The 20,896-nt window shown below is 41.9% G+C and carries 19 protein-coding genes and 1 pseudogene; all 20 read left to right on the forward strand.

The annotated features are described in order from the left end of the window. The first annotated feature begins 240 nt into the window (after positions 1-240). Positions 241-1,947 (forward strand): carbon starvation CstA family protein, encoded by a 1,707-nt coding sequence (locus V7D18_RS18500; protein ID WP_426156336.1) that lies wholly within the window; start codon positions 241-243, stop codon positions 1,945-1,947. A 182-nt stretch (positions 1,948-2,129) separates the two neighbouring features. Next, the gene (locus V7D18_RS18505) at positions 2,130-3,365 is read left to right on the forward strand and encodes an ammonium transporter (protein ID WP_426156337.1); all 1,236 of its coding nucleotides are present in this window, start codon (positions 2,130-2,132) and stop codon (positions 3,363-3,365) included. An 18-nt stretch (positions 3,366-3,383) separates the two neighbouring features. Beyond that, the gene (locus V7D18_RS18510; RefSeq protein ID WP_426156339.1) at positions 3,384-3,725 is read left to right on the forward strand and encodes a P-II family nitrogen regulator; all 342 of its coding nucleotides are present in this window, start codon (positions 3,384-3,386) and stop codon (positions 3,723-3,725) included. Beyond that, positions 3,709-4,290 carry a LytR/AlgR family response regulator transcription factor gene (locus V7D18_RS18515; protein ID WP_426156341.1) on the forward strand — a complete coding sequence of 194 codons (582 nt, stop codon included), beginning with the start codon at positions 3,709-3,711 and terminating at the stop codon, positions 4,288-4,290. The genes V7D18_RS18510 and V7D18_RS18515 overlap by 17 nt, the downstream gene beginning before the upstream one ends. Positions 4,291-4,372: 82 nt before the next feature. Further along, complete coding sequence (locus V7D18_RS18520; RefSeq protein WP_426156343.1) at positions 4,373-5,020, forward strand: GntR family transcriptional regulator; 648 nt, start codon at positions 4,373-4,375, stop codon at positions 5,018-5,020. Then, entirely contained in the window at positions 5,007-5,684 is a 678-nt protein-coding gene (locus V7D18_RS18525; protein ID WP_426156344.1) for a GntR family transcriptional regulator, read from the forward strand. The genes V7D18_RS18520 and V7D18_RS18525 overlap by 14 nt, the downstream gene beginning before the upstream one ends. A 120-nt stretch (positions 5,685-5,804) precedes the next feature. Next, complete coding sequence (locus V7D18_RS18530; RefSeq protein ID WP_426156346.1) at positions 5,805-7,070, forward strand: SLC13 family permease; 1,266 nt, start codon at positions 5,805-5,807, stop codon at positions 7,068-7,070. A gap of 47 nt (positions 7,071-7,117) precedes the next feature. Beyond that, the gene (gene ttdA / locus V7D18_RS18535) at positions 7,118-8,017 is read left to right on the forward strand and encodes a L(+)-tartrate dehydratase subunit alpha (RefSeq protein WP_426156348.1); all 900 of its coding nucleotides are present in this window, start codon (positions 7,118-7,120) and stop codon (positions 8,015-8,017) included. Further along, the gene (gene ttdB / locus V7D18_RS18540) at positions 8,017-8,634 is read left to right on the forward strand and encodes a L(+)-tartrate dehydratase subunit beta (protein ID WP_426156350.1); all 618 of its coding nucleotides are present in this window, start codon (positions 8,017-8,019) and stop codon (positions 8,632-8,634) included. The genes ttdA and ttdB overlap by 1 nt, the downstream gene beginning before the upstream one ends. A gap of 487 nt (positions 8,635-9,121) precedes the next feature. Beyond that, on the forward strand, positions 9,122-11,182 hold the full coding sequence (locus V7D18_RS18545) for a DHH family phosphoesterase (RefSeq protein ID WP_426156351.1): 2,061 nt from the start codon (positions 9,122-9,124) through the stop codon (positions 11,180-11,182). Continuing rightward, positions 11,182-11,628, forward strand: a complete 447-nt coding sequence (gene rplI / locus V7D18_RS18550) for a 50S ribosomal protein L9 (RefSeq protein WP_314462811.1) — start codon at positions 11,182-11,184, stop codon at positions 11,626-11,628. The genes V7D18_RS18545 and rplI overlap by 1 nt, the downstream gene beginning before the upstream one ends. Before the next feature lie 11 nt (positions 11,629-11,639). Further along, positions 11,640-12,974, forward strand: a complete 1,335-nt coding sequence (gene dnaB / locus V7D18_RS18555) for a replicative DNA helicase (RefSeq protein WP_117416325.1) — start codon at positions 11,640-11,642, stop codon at positions 12,972-12,974. A 60-nt stretch (positions 12,975-13,034) separates the two neighbouring features. Further along, on the forward strand, positions 13,035-13,727 hold the full coding sequence (locus tag V7D18_RS18560; protein ID WP_426156353.1) for a Crp/Fnr family transcriptional regulator: 693 nt from the start codon (positions 13,035-13,037) through the stop codon (positions 13,725-13,727). 184 nt (positions 13,728-13,911) lie between these two features. After that, positions 13,912-15,951, forward strand: a pseudogene (locus tag V7D18_RS18565) (molybdopterin-dependent oxidoreductase); the annotation flags it as partial. Further along, complete coding sequence (locus tag V7D18_RS18570; protein WP_426156355.1) at positions 15,947-16,369, forward strand: 4Fe-4S dicluster domain-containing protein; 423 nt, start codon at positions 15,947-15,949, stop codon at positions 16,367-16,369. The pseudogene V7D18_RS18565 and the gene V7D18_RS18570, both read left to right, overlap by 5 nt. Then, complete coding sequence (locus V7D18_RS18575; RefSeq protein ID WP_426156357.1) at positions 16,366-17,610, forward strand: NAD(P)/FAD-dependent oxidoreductase; 1,245 nt, start codon at positions 16,366-16,368, stop codon at positions 17,608-17,610. Before V7D18_RS18570 ends, V7D18_RS18575 begins: the two co-directional genes overlap by 4 nt. Continuing rightward, positions 17,607-18,554 carry a TDT family transporter gene (locus V7D18_RS18580; RefSeq protein WP_426156359.1) on the forward strand — a complete coding sequence of 316 codons (948 nt, stop codon included), beginning with the start codon at positions 17,607-17,609 and terminating at the stop codon, positions 18,552-18,554. The genes V7D18_RS18575 and V7D18_RS18580 overlap by 4 nt, the downstream gene beginning before the upstream one ends. Next, positions 18,551-19,156: a molybdenum cofactor guanylyltransferase gene (locus V7D18_RS18585; RefSeq protein ID WP_426156361.1), complete on the forward strand. Its 606-nt coding sequence runs from the start codon at positions 18,551-18,553 to the stop codon at positions 19,154-19,156. The genes V7D18_RS18580 and V7D18_RS18585 overlap by 4 nt, the downstream gene beginning before the upstream one ends. Further along, positions 19,134-20,339: a gephyrin-like molybdotransferase Glp gene (gene glp / locus V7D18_RS18590; RefSeq protein WP_426156362.1), complete on the forward strand. Its 1,206-nt coding sequence runs from the start codon at positions 19,134-19,136 to the stop codon at positions 20,337-20,339. The genes V7D18_RS18585 and glp overlap by 23 nt, the downstream gene beginning before the upstream one ends. Continuing rightward, positions 20,321-20,854 carry a molybdopterin-guanine dinucleotide biosynthesis protein B gene (gene mobB / locus V7D18_RS18595; RefSeq protein ID WP_426156364.1) on the forward strand — a complete coding sequence of 178 codons (534 nt, stop codon included), beginning with the start codon at positions 20,321-20,323 and terminating at the stop codon, positions 20,852-20,854. Before glp ends, mobB begins: the two co-directional genes overlap by 19 nt. Positions 20,855-20,896: the final 42 nt, after the last annotated feature.

Below are 20,896 nucleotides of genomic sequence, written 5' to 3' on the forward strand. Positions count from 1 at the left end.
ACCCAGGAGTTCCGAACTGAAAGGCCTCCCGACAGGAGATTGATTAAGTAAGGACGGGTCTTTCCGTTAGCGAAGAGCTGCTGCCCGACAGGCGGCGGATTAAAGCGGCTGCAATTTGCAGCAAACAGAGTGGTAACGCGGATTGGTTCATTCGTCTCTGCATCTTTTTGATGCAGGGACTTTTTCGTTATCCGGGACAACTGTATGTGGCTTTTGTCTGTGTATGAAAGGAGAGATACGATGAATGGTTTAACGATGATGTTTCTTGCTATTGTAGTCCTTGGAGGAGCGTACTTAATTTACGGTAGATACCTCGCAAAAACCTGGGGAATTGACCCGGAGGCTAAGACTCCGGCTTTTGAACTGGAGGACGGGGTGGATTATGTCCCCGCAGATACCAATGTTGTTTTCGGCCACCAGTTTGCTTCCATAGCAGGTGCAGGTCCCATTAACGGACCGATACAGGCTGCCATGTTTGGCTGGCTGCCTGTTTTGCTCTGGATACTGCTGGGAGGAGTATTTTTTGGCGCTGTACAGGACTTTTCGGCAATGTATGCCTCTGTAAAGAACAAGGGGCGTTCCATTGGATACATTATTGAGCTTTACATAGGGAAAATGGGAAAACGGCTGTTTCTTTTATTTACCTGGCTGTTTTCTATTCTGGTAGTGGCGGCGTTTGCCGATATTGTGGCCGGAACCTTTAATGGTTTTTCTGCTGAGGGAGCAAAGGTGACTGCCAATGGAGCAGTTGCATCCACGTCAATGCTGTTTATTGTGTTTGCAGTAGTCCTTGGTTTTATTTTAAAATATTGTAAATTTGGGAAAATGATTAATACGCTGACTGCAATTGGACTTTTGATGTTATCTGTTGGACTGGGGCTGCTTTTTCCAATCTACATCCCTCAGAATATCTGGCTTATTTTTGTATTTATCTATGTAATTATAGCCTGTGTGACTCCGGTATGGGCGCTGCTTCAGCCCCGGGACTATTTAAACAGCTACCTTCTTATTGCCATGATTGTGGGATCTGTGATCGGAATTGCAGTGTATAATCCTTCCATGAATTTACCATCCTTTACCGGTTTTAAACTGGTAAGTGCAGGCGGAAGCGTATCATATCTGTTTCCAACCCTTTTTGTTACCATCGCCTGCGGCGCAGTTTCCGGGTTTCACTCTCTTGTGGCTTCCGGAACCGCATCAAAACAGATTAAGAATGAAAAAAATATGCTGCCGGTTTCCTTTGGCGCAATGCTGTTAGAAAGCCTGCTGGCAATCGCGGCCCTGATCGCGGCAGGCTTTGTAGCAACGAATGAGGGACTTCCTGCAGGAACCCCGCCTCAGCTTTTTGCAAAGGCAATCGCAGTATTCTTAACAACAATCGGTCTTCCGGAATCGTTATGTTATACGCTTATTACACTGTCCATATCTGCGTTTGCCATGACAAGTCTTGATTCTGTGGCCAGGGTCGGACGAATTGCATTTCAGGAATTTTTTGCTGATGATACTCCGGAAGAGGAAAGAAGTTCATGGAATAAGGTTCTGACGAATAAGTATTTTGCAACAATAATCACGCTGATCTTATGCTATGCTTTATCCAGAGCCGGTTATAGCAGCATTTGGCCGCTGTTTGGATCTGCAAATCAGCTTTTATCTGCCCTGGCATTAATTGCCTGTGCCGTATTTTTAAAGAAAACCAACCGAAAGGGCTTTATGCTCTGGGGACCTATGGTTATTATGCTGGGAGTGACTTTCACCGCCCTGGGATTAAAAATTAAAGACTTAATTTCGGCGCTGTCCGGAAAATTTGTATTTGGTAATGCACTTCAGCTGGTTTTTGCAGTGCTGCTGCTGATATTGGGAGTAGTGGTTGCCATAGAGGGATTAAAAAAATTAGTTGCAAAAGATACCGAAGCAGAGACAAATACAGGTAAAAATGTATTAGTTTAGATTTACTTCATAAAAATACCAATTTGACTTTAATAATTTACTTGACAAAACTGAAATCATGTATTAGTCTAGCTATGTAATTTATAAAGTTAACTTTAAGGCAAAGAAGCCATAATCAGTGCAGAGACGCACAGGATTATGGCTTAATTTTTTTGCGCAAAATTAATGGAAGAGGTGTTTTTATGGATCACGGAGATATTTCCTGGATGCTGATAAGCTCCGCGCTTGTTCTTCTTATGACCCCGGGACTGGCATTTTTTTATGGGGGTATGGTGAAACGGAAAAGTGTTATAAACATGATGATGTCTTCTGCAATCATGATGGGAATCGGGTCAGTTATGTGGGTTCTGATTGGATTTTCACTGTCCTTTAGCGGAGATGTCGGGGGTGTCATAGGGAATCTTAACTGGTTTGGACTTAATTTTGATACTCTGAATGATGTTACCTATCCTTACCCCAATACACTTATATTTGCTATTTTTCAGATGATGTTTGCAGTCATTTCACCGGCGTTAATAACCGGTGCGGTTGCGGAACGTATGAAGTTTTCTTCCCTGGTAATTTTTATGGTGCTGTGGTCTCTTCTCATTTATTATCCCCTGGCTCATATGGTGTGGGGGGGAGGACTGCTGTTTCAAATGGGGTCTGTGGACTTTGCAGGAGGCGATGTAGTCCACATCAGTTCCGGTGTCAGCGCACTGGTCCTGTCTGTTTTACTTGGAAAACGTAAGAATCTTGGGAAAGCGCCCTATCATCCCCACAATGTTCCCTTTGTTTTTCTGGGTGCAGCCCTTTTATGGTTCGGCTGGTTCGGTTTTAATGGGGGAAGCGCTTTGGGAGCCAATGAGCTGGCTGCCCATGCATTTATGACGACCAACACAGCTGCAGCTTCTGCCATGCTTTCCTGGATACTGATTGAGGTGATTAAAAATGGGAAACCTACCCTGGTAGGAACCTCAACAGGACTTGTCATCGGACTTGTTGCAATCACACCGGGAGCCGGTTATGTTCCGATCTGGTCTGCTGTAATAATTGGAGCTTTGGTAAGTCCCATCTGCTATTTCTTTATCAGTAAGGTGAAACCAAAATTTCAGTATGATGACGCGCTTGATGTATTCGGCTGTCATGGAATCGGAGGAATCTGGGGCGGTATCGCAACTGGTATTTTTGCCAGTAAAAGCATTAATCCGGATCTGCCATTCAATGGACTGGTTTACGGTGAGGGCCAGTTAATCTTTCGCCAGATTGCGGCCATTGCAATTACTATCCTGATTGCAGTTGCAGGGACTCTGATCGCTGCAGGAATTGCGTCTGTGATAACGAAAGGAATTAAGGTCTCAGGAAGAGCTGAAATGATAGGACTGGATACCTCAGAGCATGGGGAAACTGCTTATCCTGCATTTAATGGAATGGATTAATCAAAGGGGGATTTTTAAGTGAAAAAAATAGAAGCATTTATCCGGCCTGAAAAACTGGAAGATATAAAAGAAATTATGGAAGAACTGAAATTAAACGGATTAAGTATTATGCAGGTTATGGGCTGTGGAAACCAGAAGGGCTGGACGGAATTTGTCCGCGGTGCAGAGGTGGATTATAATTTCCTGACCAAGATAAAAATAGAACTGTTTGTAGCAGATCATCAGTCAGAGGCTGTCATTTCAGCAATCATTAAGAAAGCGTATACTGGTGAATACGGTGACGGCAAGATTTTTATTTCTGATATACAGGATGCTGTGAGAATCCGTACCGGAGAGCGGGGAGATGATGCAATCAGATAGTTTCAAAAAAAGGGAGGTAAAGCCGTTTTTCCGGTTTTACTTCCCTTTTTTGTTAGAAACCTTTTTTTGTGGGAATGAATATGATATATCGGGCTGTAAGCCCATTGAAATAAAAGAAGATAATCGTTATAATAATTATATTTCCATAACGATTAGAAGAAAGAATGAAAGAACCATCGGAGGAGTTATGAGTATCAGGGTTGTAGTTGTAGATAATTCAGAGGAATTATTAGTGAAACTGACGGGAATTTTGAACGATATGAGTGAAATTGAGCTGTGCGGCAGCTTTCCGGAAGCCATTGCAGCCATGCAGTATATAAAGGAGAATCCGGTAGATCTTGTGTTTTCGGATATTGTCATGCCGGATATCAGCGGAATTACGCTGGCCTCCAAGCTTTACGAACTTCCGGATCCGCCGGAGGTTGTGCTTTTATCCGGAATTCCGGGATTTTCTCTGGAAGCATTTAAAATCCGTGTATTTGCTTTTATTGTAAAACCTTATACAAGGGCTCAGATCAGTAAGGTGATACGCTTATATGGGGAAAAGCAAACAATTATATTTTAGAAGATATATTTACTGAATAATGGCTATGTTGACAGTTTGATTAAGATTGGATACAATGTTAAAGAAAAGGGCGGAGGAAAAAATGGATAAAGTTCAGACAATACAGACAAAAGATTATATAATACAAGAAATAAGACGAGAGATATTATCTGGTAAAATGACACCGGGAGAAGAAATAACCCAGGAAGGAATTGCCAGTCAGCTTGGAGTTTCAAGAATGCCTGTTCGGGAGGCTTTTCAGGTTTTAGAGCAGGAGGGCTTTCTTCTTCGATTACAAAACCGTCATATGAAGGTGGCGGAGATGAAGAAGAAGCATATAATTGAGATATTTTACATGGTAGGCATATTCGAGACAGAATTATTTAGTTATATGAATACATATGAAAAAGAAAAGCTTATTAATGAATTAGAAGTGCTTTGTTTTAAGTCAGAAAGAATGGAGCAGGTTGAATTTTTTAATAAAGAACTTATATTTCATCAAAATGCGGGGGCAGTGCTTAATAATCCATATATAAACCCCAGTTATATGAGTTTTCTAAATAGCTTTGTTTCTTATGCAATTTTTTTCGTTTCAAGGGAAAAGGAAGAGGTCCTGGAACAGTTAAAAGAGATAATAAGAACCATTAATCTTAAAGATAGAGAACTGCTTAAAGAAAAGCTTTTAATTTATTATAAATCAATGGCTGATCACCTTTTAAAAAGTTTGGAGAAAGTTCATGAACATAAATAAAGTAAAATTGCTTCCTGCAAGGGAGCAGGTGGCATCTGTACTTAGAAAAGCTATATTATCCAGGGAACTACAGGAAGGGCAAGAGATTACTTTAGAAGAAATTGCAGGTGAGGTAGGGGTTTCTGTGACACCGGTCAGGGAAGCATTTCAAATTCTTTCTTCCGATGGTTTAATTAAGCTTAGACCTAATAAAGGGGCAGTTGTTTTGGGCGTAAATGAAAAGACAATCAAAGATCATTACGAAACAAGGGCTGTTCTGGAGGGAGAAGCTGCGGCCAGAGCAAGCGCTGTAGGAGTGGATTTATCTGAGGTAGAAACAGCATATCAAATTTCCGAGAGAGCACTTGAAGAAAATAATTCATCAGAATATTCCCGTTATAACCAGCTTTTTCATATGGGAATATGGGAAGCTGCTGATAATTCGAAAATGAAATCATTACTCTCTTCTATGTGGAATGGGCTTTCCATGGGACATAAGGTAACGGAAGAAGACTATGCAAAAATTTCTATATATGAGCATAAAAGGATTCTTGATGCAATTAAAGCTCACGATAGTGAAAGAGCAAGAAAAAATATGCAGCAGCATATAATCCGCAGCATGAATAATATTCTGACTCGATTTGAACGATATGAAAATATAAACAATAAAGAAGATGAAATATAGTGTAAAATGATGAATTTAAACAAATGCCTTGACAAATTAAGTATAAAAGTATAATCTATTTCTTATAAATGGATACATTATCATATATCAAATATCAGTATCCAAAAGGAGGAGGATCAAATGGGTCCATTACAAATTACACTTTTATTTTTACTGTTTACCATTGTTATGTTTGTTTGGGAAAAAATACCTTTAGCAGTAACATCCATGATTGTGTGTATTGGGTTGATACTGACGAATGTATTACCGGCAAAAGATGCTTTTGCTGGTTTCACAAATAGTAATGTCATACTATTTGTTGCAATGTTTATCGTAGGAGGGGCACTGTTTGAAACAGGTATGGCAGGAAAGATCGGGGGAATTGTAACAAAGTTTGCCAAAACAGAACGGCAGCTGATTGCAACCATTATGATTGTTGTTGGGGCAATGTCCGGTTTTTTATCCAATACCGGAACTGCCGCAGTTTTGATTCCGGTTGTTATTGGTATTGCCTCAAAATCAGGCTTTTCCAGATCACGTCTTTTAATGCCTCTGGTTTTTGCTGCAGCACTTGGAGGGAACTTATCCCTGATTGGTGCACCTGGCAACTTAATCGCTCAGACTGCATTACAGGAAATGGGAATGAGTTTTGGCTTTTTTGAGTATGCGAAGATAGGACTACCCATGCTCATATGTGGTATTATTTACTTTACAACTATAGGTTATAGGTTCCTTCCAGAAAAAGATTTGCAGGAAAATGTTGATGCAGGTGCACAGAAGGATTATAGTAACGTACCCCGTTGGAAGCAAAACCTCTCCCTGATCGTTTTGATCTGTACTATTTTAGGAATGATTTTCGAAAAGCAGATTGGTATTAAATTAGAAATTGTTGGCTGTGTTGGAGCACTTATTATGGTACTATCTGGTGTTATCACAGAAAAGCAGGCTTATAAAGCCATTGATATGCAGACAATTTTTCTTTTTGGAGGAACTCTTTCCTTAGCAAAAGCGCTTGAAACAACTGGAGCCGGAGAAGCGATTGCTGATACGGTGATACGTCTTCTTGGAAAGAATGCATCTCCGTTTATGCTGCTTGTAGCAGTCTTTATGATTGCGTGTGTACTGACTAATTTTATGTCAAATACTGCAACCACTGCACTGCTTGTTCCGATCAGTGTTTCCATTGCAGCCGGTATGGGAGCAGATCCGAGAGCTGTTCTAATGGCAACAGTTATTGGTGGTTCCTGTGCATATGCAACTCCTATAGGAATGCCGGCCAATACAATGGTAATATCCTCTGGTGGTTATAAATTCATGGATTATGTAAAAGCGGGACTCCCATTGATTTTGGTTTCAACGGTCGTAAGTCTGATTTTGCTGCCTATTTTCTTCCCTTTTTATCCGTAAGTTTAATAGGGAATTGATGATAGAATAAATTTTAAGGAGGAAATATTATGAACAAGGACCAGGCTGTCGCTCACATGACAGATATTATGGCGAAATTCGTTGCATATTCCGGAAAGGTACTTCCAGATGATGTTTATGCAAAGCTTGAGGAACTGCGGGATAAAGAGACCAGTCCGCTGGCAAAAACCATATATGATACAATGTTTGAGAATCAGAAGCTGGCAAAAGAATTAGACCGTCCATGCTGTCAGGATACGGGGGTACTTCAATTTTTTGTTAAATGCGGTACCCAGTTTCCACTTATTGGAGAACTGGAGGATCTTTTACGGGAAGCCGTTATTGCTGCTACGATTCAGGGACCTTTACGCCACAATAGTGTCGAGACTTTTGATGAGTACAACACGGGGAAAAATGTAGGCAAGGGTACACCTACTGTATTTTGGGAAATCGTACCAGAAAGCGATTGCTGCAGCATTGATACTTATATGGCTGGAGGTGGCTGTACACTACCGGGTAAAGCTATGGTTCTTATGCCGGGAGCTGGTTACGAAGGCGTCACAAAATTTGTTATGGATGTAATGACTAGTTATGGTTTAAATGCCTGCCCGCCACTGCTGGTAGGCGTAGGTGTGGCAACTTCTGTAGAAACAGCAGCCCTGCTTTCCAAAAAGGCATTAATGAGACCGTTAGGAAGCCATAATCCCAATGAAAGAGCAGCTTCCATGGAGCGTATGCTTGAAGATGGTATAAATAAGATAGGACTTGGTCCTCAGGGTATGAGCGGTAATTATTCTGTTATGGGAGTCCATATTGAGAATACTGCCAGACATCCATCTACTATTGGTGTTGCGGTAAATGTCGGATGCTGGTCTCATAGAAGAGGTCATATAGAATTTGACAAAGACTTAAACTATACTATCTCATCACATAAGGAGGTGGCTTTATAATGGATAAAAAAGTACTGACAACGCCATTGACCGCAGAAGATCTGGAATCGATTCATGCAGGTGATATCATTTATCTGTCAGGACATATTGTTACGTGCCGTGATGTAGCACACCGTCGTCTGATTGAAGAAGGAAGAGAACTGCCTGTTGATGTAAAGGGTGGTGCGATTCTTCACGCAGGTCCCATTGTAAGACCGATTCCTGATAGTGACGGAAAATATGAGATGATCTCTGTAGGTCCTACTACCAGCATGCGTATGGAAAAATTTGAACGGGAATTTATTAAACAGACAGATGTTAAGGTAATAGTAGGAAAAGGCGGCATGGGAGAAGAAACTATGAAAGGATGTCAGGAAAACAAAGCAATACATTGTGTATTTCCTGCAGGCTGTGCAGTAGTTGCGGCAACTTGTGTTGAGGAGATTGAAGATTCACAGTGGATGGATCTGGGTATGCCTGAAACGCTTTGGGTGTGCAGAGTAAAAGAGTTTGGTCCGCTGATCGTATCAATTGATACACATGGAAGAAATATATTCGAAGAGAATAAAATCATTTATAACCAAAGAAAAGATGAAGCAACAGAAGAAATCTGTAAAAATGTAAGTTTTATAAAATAATATTATATTTACCAATTTTCTGCCAAATATGTGCTGTTGCTCAACTAACATTAAGTTAGTTGAGTAGCAGCTCCCTTTTTGTGCCTTGATACCGAACTTAATCAGGGATATCAACTGTTTTTACCATACAGAACTTAGAAAAGGACAATCTAAATGATATGTCTTATTTTTTTATCCATAAATAAAGAATGTGCTGCAAAACCATTTGTAAAAACAGTTTTGCAACACGCCCTTTAATAATATGCGCCCGGCAGGTGCATATTATTAAAGATGAAAGTCCTGCATTCACCAGGTAGCCTGCAAAGAAAAAGTAAAGAGAAAAACAGGTACTGCAAACCGATCACCACAGATTGCCGTAGACGCGGAGGATGGTTCGTCACAGGGAGGAAGAAAACTGTGTTTATGCTTTTTAATGGACGAACCCTGTATCCTATGTTATAATAAGAAGATAGTGAAAAAAGAACCTTTTTTCCATAAGGAGTCAAATATGAAAGAGAAGTTTAAAATAAAGGGACAGCTGGGGATTTACATGCAATGGCCTCTTTACTTAACCGGGCTTTTAATTGCTGCCAATGCAGTGATCGGTGCAGTAAGTACAAAAGCAGGGATCATTATGGCCCTGTTTACGCTGATGTATGCAGGAATCGCATTCTGGCTTTCTTTTTATAGAAGAAGACGTCTGTTAAGCGGCCTTGTGGAATTCTCAGCAGAGTACTCCTGGATGCAGAAGAAACTCCTTAATGATCTTGAGATTCCGTACGCAATCGCGGATGAAAGCGGGAGAATTCTATGGGGGAATGATGCATTTTCTGTGGTTTTAGGGGAAGAGAAACACTTGAGGGCATCACGGAAGAATTTAACCGGCATTTTTCCTGAGATCACAAGAGAGGTTTTAAAGCTGGGAGACGGGGCTGTGACACTTCATGTCATATGCAATGACAGGAAGTACCAGATACAGCTGAAAGCGGTGCACATGAATGATGCATCGGAGCTGATGAGTAATACAGCAGGCATGGATAGTGCGGAACAGATGCTGCTGGCAGTTTATTTATTTGATGAAACAGAGATTCTCACATATAAACAGATGGTAGATGACCAGAAGATGGTGGCAGGTCTTATCTATCTGGATAATTACGATGAGGCGCTGGAAAGCGTGGAGGAGGTACGCCGCTCCCTTTTAACTGCGCTTATCGACCGGAAGATTACAAAGTACATCACCAACATGAACGGAATTGTGAAAAAGCTGGAAAAGGACAAGTACTTCATCGCCATCAAGCAGTGTTACATTGAAGAATTGAAAGAGAACCGTTTTTCCATCCTGGAAGAAGTTAAGACTGTCAATATCGGTAATGAGATGTCAGTTACATTAAGTATCGGTCTTGGAATGAATGGAGACAGTTACTATAAGAATTTAGATTTTGCAAGAATTGCCATTGATATGGCGCTGGGGCGCGGAGGCGACCAGGCAGTGGTCAAGGACGGAGAGCGTATCCAGTATTTTGGCGGGAAAGCGCCTCAGGTGGAGAAGACGACCCGTGTGAAGGCCCGCGTAAAGGCCCATGCATTAAGGGAACTGATGGAAACCAAGGACCGCATCCTGATTATGGGTCATCGCATGACGGACATTGATTCCTTCGGTGCTGCGGTAGGTATTTACCGGATCGCTACCGCCATGGACAAAAAGGCCAATATCGTCATTAATGAAGTGACCACCTTCGTGCGTCCCATGAAGGAACGGTTCGTAGGAAATCCGGATTATCCGGAGGATTTATTTTTAAGAGGTGATGAAGCGGCAAGTCTTGTTGATGCCAATACACTGCTTGTTGTGGTTGATGTAAACCGGCCCAGCATTACGGATGAACCACAGCTTCTGCGGCTGGTGAAAACCATTGTGGTACTGGATCACCACAGGCAGAGCAGTGAGATCATTGACAATGCAGTTTTATCCTATGTAGAGCCATATGCATCCTCTGCCTGCGAGATGGTAGCAGAGGTGCTTCAGTACATTGCAGACGGGATTAAGATTAAATCTGCAGAAGCAGATGCTCTTTATGCAGGTATTGTCATCGACACCCATAATTTCACCAACCAGACAGGAGTGAGAACCTTTGAAGCAGCAGCCTTTTTAAGGCGGAACGGTGCAGATGTAGTCCGTGTAAGAAAACTGTTTCGGGATAATCTTGATGATTATAAGGCAAAAGCGGAAGCAGTCAGGGAGGCTGAGATTTTTGAAGGGAACTTTGCCATCAGCTTATGCCCCTCTGAAGGAATTGACAGCCCTACGGTAGTAGGTGCCCAGGCTGCCAACGAACTGCTTGACATATCAGGAATTAAGGCGTCTGTCGTTATGACAGAGTATAACAATACGGTATATTTAAGTGCCCGTTCCATTGATGAAGTCAATGTTCAGGTGATGATGGAGAAGCTTGGCGGCGGCGGACACAGAACCATTGCAGGTGCCCAGCTTGCCGGTGTAAGCATAGAAGAAGCAAGAAACCAGGTAAAAGCGGTTATTAAAGAGATGTTAGAGAAGGGAGACATATCATAATGGATATTGTATTATTAGAAGATGTAAAAGCACTAGGGAAAAAGGGACAGATCGTTAAGGTTAATGACGGATATGCAAGAAATTTCATTCTCCCGAAAAAACTGGGAATTGAAGCGACGACAAAAAACTTAAATGACTTAAAGCTTCAGAAAGCCAATGAAGCAAAGATTGCAGCAGATCAGCTGGAAGCAGCAAAAGAGCTTGGAAAGAAGATTGAAGAAGCTTCTATTACTGTTACAATCCGTGCAGGAGAAGGCGGAAGAGCATTTGGTTCCGTATCAGGCAAGGAGATTTCCCAGGCAATTTCAAGTCAGCTTGGGCTTGATATTGATAAGAAGAAACTGGTTCTTCCCGAGCCGTTAAAGACCTTTGGTACTCATGAGGTTCCCATTAAGCTTCATAAGGATGTAACTGCAAAATTAGATGTTAAGGTAATAGAAAGCTAGGAGGCAGAGTTATGGATGAGGCCCTGATCAAACGGATTCTCCCTCACAGCATTGAGGCCGAGCAGTCCGTCATCGGATCCATGCTGATGGATCGGGATGCGATCATTGCTGCTTCCGAGATCGTTACAGCAGGAGATTTTTATCAGCACCAGTATGGCGTCATGTTTGAAGCCATGCTGGAGCTTTTTAATGAGAATCTGCCGGTTGACTTAGTCACTTTGCAGAACCGCTTAAAAGAAAAGGATGTTCCCCCCGAGGTATCCAGTCTGGAATTTGTAAGAGACATTATTACAACCGTTCCAACCTCTGCCAATGTAAAGTCTTATGCCAAAATTGTGCGGGACAAGGCTGTATTAAGGCGTCTGATTAAGATAAACGAGGATATAGCCAATACTTGTTATGCAGGAAAAGAACCGCTTGAGAATATTCTGGCATCTACGGAGAAGACCATATTTGACTTACTCCAGAACCGTAATTCCGGAGATTTCGTACCCATTCGCCAGGTTGCCATGAATGTACTGGAAAAGATTGAGGAAGCCTCCAAAAATCAGGGAACCGTAACAGGAGTTCCAACAGGTTTTATTGATCTGGACTATAAGACTTCCGGTCTTCAGCCATCGGATTTTGTCCTGATTGCCGCCCGCCCTTCTATGGGAAAGACAGCTTTCGTTTTGAATCTGGTAGATCATATAGCGGTGAAGAAGGGGCTTCCAGCTATGGTCTTCAGTCTGGAGATGTCAAAGGAGCAGTTAGTAAACCGTATGCTTGCCATGGAGTCTAATGTAGATTCCCAGAAGTTAAGAACCGGTACCTTATCCGACAGTGACTGGGATGCGGTGGTGGAAGGAATCGGAGTAATTGGAAATTCCAAGTTAATCATCGATGACACCCCTGGAATTTCCATTATGGAGCTTCGTTCAAGGTGCAGAAAGATGAAGCTGGAGCATGGGTTAAGTATCGTCATTATTGACTACCTGCAGTTAATGAGCGGAAGTGGAAAAGGCGGAGAGAACCGTCAGCAGGAGATTTCTGAGATCTCCCGTTCATTGAAGGCCCTGGCAAGAGAGTTGAGTGCACCCGTAATAGCACTGTCTCAGCTTAGCCGTGCCTGCGAGACAAGGCCGGATCACCGGCCGATGCTGTCTGATCTTAGAGAGTCAGGAGCCATCGAGCAGGATGCCGACGTGGTAATGTTTTTATATCGAGATGATTATTATAATAAAGATACTGATATGCCCAATATTGCGGAAGTAATTATAGCGAAGCAGAGAAATGGTCCGATTGGAACCGTGAATCTGGTGTGGAGGCCGGAGTATACCAAGTTTGCTAACATGGCCCGGCAATAAAAGGGTAATGCAGCATTTCCTGATTCTTAAGGAAGTAGCTGCAAGGAGAAGAGGGGTTTCATGAACAGACTGGACATCGTTTCAATCTTTCAGAACTTAAGTGAAGATACCGTGGATGAAATCTGGCGTTCAGGGAAAATAGTCAAATATGATAAAAATACAGAATGCTTTCGGGCGAAAGATAAAAATTCTTATCTGTATTTTCTGCTGGATGGAAGTGCTGCGATTTATAATCTGACCCATTGCGGAAGACAAAAAACCATTTTCTATCTTGGACCTGGAGAGTTATTAAATGACTGCATAACACCAGATGTATTCGTCTCGGTGAGCTGTCATACCATGGTTCCCTGTAATGTTTTTATTATAAAGTCAGATATATTTAACCAAATAATGAAAAAAGATTTCGCTCTGACCCAGGCAGTGGTAAAAGAATTAGAACGAAAGATCTGGAGAATGGGTCACCAGTTAAAAAACACCATGGGAAGTATTTATATGGAGCGAAAGCTGGCTGCAAAGCTTTGGAAGCTTGGACGTGATTTCGGAAAACGTGATGAAAAGGGACTTTACATAAATATTCCGCTGAGTATTACAGAGTTAGCAGACTTTTTAGGAGCACCAAGGGAGACAACCTCCCGAATCTGTAAATTGCTTTCAGGCTATGAGCTCATTAAAATGGAGAACAAAAAGATATATCTGATTTCACCTGACAGGCTGGCATATTTTTATAAAAAAGGTGTTTTGCCGGAAAATTAAATTTAATAGATATTGATAAAAATTCCGTGATAGATGTCACGGAATTTTTTTGCATTTTATTCTATAGTTATTGTTAAATATTAGTCAAACCCAAATTTTGACAATCAAAAGCAGGGGGTTCAAAAGATGAAAAAGATACAATCTACTTGTAATTATTGTGCATTGGACTGTAATCTGGATTTTTATGTGGAAAATAACAAAATTGTAAAAGTAGTGCCCACGAAAGGTTATCCTGTCAACGATGGTTTTTCCTGTATCAAAGGTTTGTCTCTTGATAAACAGCAGACCACGGTGAAACCAAACAGCCTTCCCAAAATCAGACAGGAAGATGGCAGAATGAAAGAAGTATCCTGGGAAGATGGTTTTCAGTATGTAGCAGACAAGCTGAAGGAAATCCAGAAAAAACATGGTTCGGAAAGTGTAGCTGGAATCAGTACGGGACAGTTGACCATGGAGGAATTTTCCATTTTCGGACACGTGATGAGAAATTACTTAAAGGCCAATGTTGACGGAAATACCAGACTTTGCATGGCCACCGCCGTAGTGGCCCACAAGCAGAGTTATGGATTTGATGCTCCCGGATTCACCTTAAAAGATCTGGAATTATCGGATACAATCATTTTTATAGGAGCTAATCCGGTGGTTGCCCACCCGATTCTCTGGGAAAGGGTGAAACGAAATCAAATTCCGGATAAAAAGATCATTGTCTTAGATCCCAGAAAATCAGAAACAGCCAGGAATGCGGATTACTGGTATGGTCTGAAGTGGAAATCCGACCTGGCGCTTTTCTATACCCTGGCACATATTCTCATTGAAAAAGACTATGTAGACCACCAGTATATTGAAGCACATACCAATGGTTATGAGGATTTTGCCGGATTTGTCCGGAAATATGATTGTAAATACGGGGCAGAGGCAACCGGATTGTCAGAAGACCAGATCATACAGCTGGCGGAGCTGATCCACACTGGAAAACGTGTTTCCTTCTGGTGGACCATGGGAGTGAATCAGGGATATGAAGCAGTGCGAACCGCACAGGCAATTATTAATCTGGCGGCAATGACGGGAAATATCGGGCAGACCAGGTACCGGCCCCAACTCCATAACCGGTCAGTGCAATGCCATGGGTTCCAGGGCTTACAGCAATACTTCCTGTCTGTTTGGAGGCGGTGACTTTAACAATGATGCCAGAAGAGAAGCAGTCGCTAAAGCAATCGGATGCCAGACACAGGATTTAATCGATAAGCCGACGATTCCTTATGACCAGATCATCACAGGAATCAATGAAGGAAAAATCAAAGCACTCTGGATCCTGTGTACCAATCCAAGACACAGCTGGGCAAACAATGAAACCTTCGCTGCCGCTGCTAAGAAGCTGGAGCTGTTTGTGGTACAGGACATCTACGATGATATTGAAAGCTCAGAGGACTGTACGGTATTTTTTCCGGTAGTGCCTGGTATTAAAAAAGCTGGGACTTATATCAATATGGAACGCAGGATGTCTGCCATGCGGCCTGTTTTGGAACGGGGGAAACATGAAATCAGTGATTACGAAGCGATACTGGGAGTTGGAAAAGCCCTTGGAATGGGAAAATTGCTGAATGGGTTTGAGACTGTGCAGCAATGCTTTGAGACCATGCAGAAATGTGCCAAAGGAATGCCCTGTGATTTCTCCGGAATTACCTGGGAAGGTCTGGAAGCGTCCCATGGTGTCCAGTGGCCTTTGAGAGAGGGGGAAACATTGGCTGAGGACGAGAGGCGTCTTTACGAAGACGGTAAATTCTGGCATCCAGATGGAAAATTAAAATTTCTTTTTGAGGAAGTGATGCCCAATCCATTGCCGGTAACCAGAGAATTTCCTTTCATATTGAATACCGGAAGGGGAAGCGTGGGCCAGTGGCATACCCAGTCCCGGACCAGAGAAGTGCAGTTTATAGAAGATGTGACTGCGAGGAAAGCGTATCTGTATATGAATGAGGAGACGGCAAAGGAATATGGCATCAGAGAAATGGACCGGATCAGGGTGCATTCTGTTAATGGAGAGAATGCTGTATTTCACGTTTTAGTGACCTCAAATGTCACTCATGATGAACTATTTGCACCGATTCATTATTTAGAATGTAATAAAATCACCCCATCCATTTATGACAAGTATTCCAGAGAGCCTTCTTATAAAGCAACGCCCGTATGTTTTGAAAAAGAGGATGGAGGTAGTATCAATGGTTAGAATCAGGATTGACCGTTCAAAATGCATCGGCTGTCTGACCTGTGTTACGGCCTGTGTGGTCAGCCATGAAAGTGATGATGCCAGAAATCGTGTTGTCATTGACAGTGAGATTAAAGCGGCACCGATTTTTTGCCGTCACTGCGAGCTGCCGGAGTGTACCTATACCTGTATGACAGGTGCCATGCATAAAAATCCCATTACCGGATTTGTAGAATATGATAAGGAACAATGTGCAAGCTGCTATATGTGTATTATGGCCTGTCCTTACGGCGTTTTAAAGAGCGATAAAATCAACCATAAAGAAATTATGAAATGCAATATGTGTGTACATAGAACCGATGATGGTTCACCAAAACCAATGTGCGTTGAAAAATGTCCCATGCAGGCAATCACACTTGTGGAGGTGGAAAAATGAGATATGTGGTAATTGGATCTTCTGCAGCGGGAATCAATGGTATCAGGGGAATACGTTCGGAAGATAAAGAAGGTGAGATCATTCTGATTTCAAAAGACGAGGCTGTTTATTCCAGATGCATCCTTCATCATTACATGGAAGGTATCCGTGATTTAAAAAGATTGAGCTTTATAGAAAAGGATTTTTTTGAAAAGCATAAGGTTCAGTGGGTATCGGGGAAAGCAGTGACCGGATTGAACAGTGATAAGCGGGAGGTGGCCCTGGAGGATGGGAGTCTCATCGCTTATGATAAACTTCTGATCGCCTCCGGCTCCCACTCCTTTTTGCCTCCGGTTTTAAATCTTCGGGAGGCTGACGGCGTTTTTGGATTTCGTAATCTGGAGGATATCGAACAGATCATGGTACGGGCAAAGACCGCCGGGAGCATTGTTGTCATGGGGGCGGGGCTGGTAGGAATTGACTGCATAAGCGGCTTGCTGCCGTTAAAAAAGAATCTGTCTCTGGTTGAAATGCAGGATCATATGCTGGCCATACAATTGGATAAAAAGGCGGCCTCTGCTTATGAACAGGCATTTCTTGAAAAGGGAGTCAGACAGTATTTCGCGGTTGGGATAAATGAAGTGGTTATGGATGAAAACAATCATGTGCGGAAAGTAATTTTAACAAATGGGGAAGTTCTGCCTTGTGATATGCTGGTAGTAACAGCGGGGATAAGGGCCAATATCGGTTTTCTATCGGGTTCCGGCGTGGAAACGGACCAGAGGGGACTGTTGATCGATGAAACAGGAAAAACCAATATAGAAGGCGTATATGGTGCTGGAGATGTGACGGGAAGGAATCCCATCTGGCCGGTAGCAGTAAAGGAAGGTCTGATTGCCGGGTGTAATATGGCTGGCGGAAATAAATGTATGACAGATTTCTTTGCCAGTAAGTCGACTATGAATTTCCTGGGAATCCCCACATTATCCCTTGGTGTAAATACCAGGCCGGATGAAACCTATCAGGAAATCATACAGGAAACAGACGGTGGAGATTATAAGAAGATTATTTTTAAAGACGGTCGTATTTATGGCGCCATACTTCAGAAAGATCTGGCATATGCCGGAGTTCTGACGCAGATCATAAGAAGAAACATTGATGTTTCAAAGGTAAAAAAACCTGTCTTTAAGATTGATTATTCGGATTTTTTCCATTTAAATAATAATTTCGAATTTATGTATGATGAACAGGAGAAAGTATGAGAGAAGACAGTATTGTAAAACGATTGGAGAGAATGCCCGTACCAATACTGCCAACTATGGTAGGAGCAATTACCCTTGCTAATTTCATGAAAGGATTTGGGTATGAATGGATACGTCATATCACCTTATGGAGTGCAGCAGTTGTATGGCTTTTTTATCTGGGAAAAATGATTTTATATCCCCGGGTATGCAAAAAAGAATATGAAAATACGATTTTAAGGTCGTTATATGCAGGATTTGCCATGATTATGATGGGGGTTGGGGCTTATGTGTACGCTTACAGTCCGGTATTCGGCAAAGGGCTGTGGGCTGCGGGTATCGTGATTCAGGCCTGCCATATTATCTGTTTTACTTATAAAAGTATCGGAAAAGGATTTGCATGGGATACGTTTATGCCAAGCTGGTTCGTTACCTACAATGGAATTATGGTCTCCACAGTGGTGGGAGGTGTCATGAACGAACCGCTGCTTGGAAAAATAATTGTTTATTACGGTATTGGGATCTATCTTGTCCTGATCCCGTTTATGGTGTACCGTCTTGTTAAAAAGCCTGTGAATCCGGCATATTTTCACACGCAGGCTGTAGTACTTGCGCCATGCAGTCTGTGTGTAACATCTTATATAAATTATATAGATGAGATAAATATGATCCTTCTTGTTTTTTTATATGTATGTGTTCTGCTATCCTGTCTTTTTATTATTTTAAAGCTGCCGGAATTTTTCAGCTTCGATTTTTATCCCGGATATGCCGGTATGACATTCCCCATGGCGATCGGAACAGTGGCATCCGGTAAAATGGCGGGAGTATTGGGAACCATGGGATATGAGAAGGCAGGCAGTATCATTACACAGATTACAGGGCTGCAATTTTACATAACAGCTATGATTATCGGCTATGTTTTATTAAAATTTTTATCAATGCTGATAAAAAGAAAATCTGTATGAAGGTAAGTGCAGTTTTGTTAGCTGGCGGCAAAAGCAGCAGAATGAACTATCAGAATAAGGCGTTATTGAGTTTAAAAGGGAAAAATTTCCTGGAAATACTGATCAGTGAGCTGGAAAACGTTGCTGATGAAATATTGATTTCCCAGCAGAAGAATAAGGCAGAAGGGGAAGAAGGTTTTTCCATTGTTCATGATAATTATCCCCACTGCGGACCGTTATCCGGTATTGAAGCCGGTCTGGCCTGCTGCGAAAATGAGATATTGATCGTAGCGGCTTGTGATATGCCTATGTTGAAGAAAGAATTATTTACTATTTTACTTCGATACATAGAACATTATGATGCAGTCATACCAATTGTCAATGGAAAGCCAGAACCCCTCGCAGCTGTTTACCAGAAGAGAATACGAAAGAAGGTAAGAATTCAGCTGCAGCAGGGTACTTTCTGCGTTAAAAATCTGTTGGACCAGTTAAATACAAGATACGTTGACGTAAAGGAATATGGTTTCGGTGCAGAAGAGTTTAAAAATATTAATACAGTAGAAGAATATCAAACTTTTTTAAAGGAACAGGGAGAAAAAAATGGAGAAATTGTCATTAAGTGAGGCAGTAGAATGTTTATGTTCCAATTGCGAACCGGTGGTGGAAACAGAACGGATCAGTTTGTGGAATGCATCAGGGAGAGTATTAGGTGAGAATATCATCTCTGAGATGGATCAGCCGCCGTTTCCCAGATCACCCTTAGATGGATATGCTCTAAAAAGTGAAGATACAACGGGAGCTTTGGAAAACCAGCCCGTAAAATTGAAAGTCATTGATGAAATTATGGCAGGCTATGTGGGAAGACATCACGTAAAAAACGGGGAAGCCGTAAGAATTATGACAGGAGCCCCCATTCCCCCAGGCGTTGATTGTATCATACGCCAGGAGGATACTGATTATGGAGAAAAAGAGGTAAAAATATATAAAGAGTTAAAGCAATATGATAATTATTGTTTTAAAGGAGAAGATTTTAAGAATCAGCAGCTCCTTCTGAAAAAAGGTGTGATATTATCAGCTCCGGAAATCGGGATCATTGCCAGCTGCGGAAAACCGGATGTTCTGGTATACAAAAAGCCTGCTGTAGCATTAATCACGACTGGCGACGAGACAATGATGCCTGGCCCTCCATTGAAACCGGGAAAAATATATGATTCCAATATGTTTACATTGGGATGCCGGTTAAAAGAATTAGGGGTTCTACCGCAATGCATCATGCATGTAGACGATCACACGGACAGGATGGTTTGTGCTATACAGGAGATCAGCAATTATACGGATTTAATTATTACCACCGGGGGTGTTTCAGTAGGGAAAAAAGATATTATGCATGAAGTATTCAAACAAGCTGGTGTAAAAACGTTATTCTGGAAGGTTTCCGTAAAACCCGGAACACCTACTTTATGCGGTAAATATAATAACACACTGATTATCTGTCTTTCCGGTAATCCATTTGCTGCTTTAACAAATATGGAATTGTTGGTCAAGCCGGTTCTCTCTAAAATGCTGCTTAATAGAGATTTGGAACCGGACCGGAAAACCGTACCAATTGATAAGGGATTTGAAAAAGGAAGCCGTGTGACACGTTATGTAAGAGGGTACTTAAATAATGGCAAAGTAACCATTCCGACAAATAAGCATTCGTCCGGTATTTTAAGCTCCATGGCCGGCTGCAACTGTCTGATAGAAATACCGGCAGGAAATTACGGAGTTCACAAAGGGGATCAGGTATGTGTGATACCAATGTAAGCAAGAATGTGGTTTGTATTTGCGGTGTAAAGAATTCAGGGAAGACAACGTATATGAAACGTCTCATCAGAGAGTTCGCAGAACTTGGTTATAAGGTCGCCGCGATTAAACATGACGGACATGATTTTCAGAGTGATACGACAGGAACAGACAGCTTTCAATATCAGGAAGCAGGAGCTTACGGAACTGCGGTATACTCCGGATACCGGTTGATGCTGATGAAAGAGATGGCTGACGTACCCCTTGAGAACATAATCTCTTTTTATAAGGAGGCAGACATCATACTGGTAGAAGGCCTCAAAAACAGTTCCTATCCTAAAATTGAACTGGTTAGAAAAGATATTTCCACCGTGCCCGTTTCCAATCCACAAGGGCGTTTTCTTATTGTTACAGATGCAGACCTTTCCGATCAGTATGGAGAGGTCAGAGGCTTTGAACAGATACATGAAGCAGTTCAGATGATTCAACGATATACCCCTAAAAAATTTTCCAATCTCATTCATAATTCGTATTAGTTCCGCATAAGATATAAATAGTAAGGTTATGAAAACTAAACG

Source organism: Lacrimispora sp. 38-1, from assembly GCF_049890855.1.
Taxonomy (GTDB): Bacteria; Bacillota; Clostridia; order Lachnospirales; family Lachnospiraceae; genus Lacrimispora.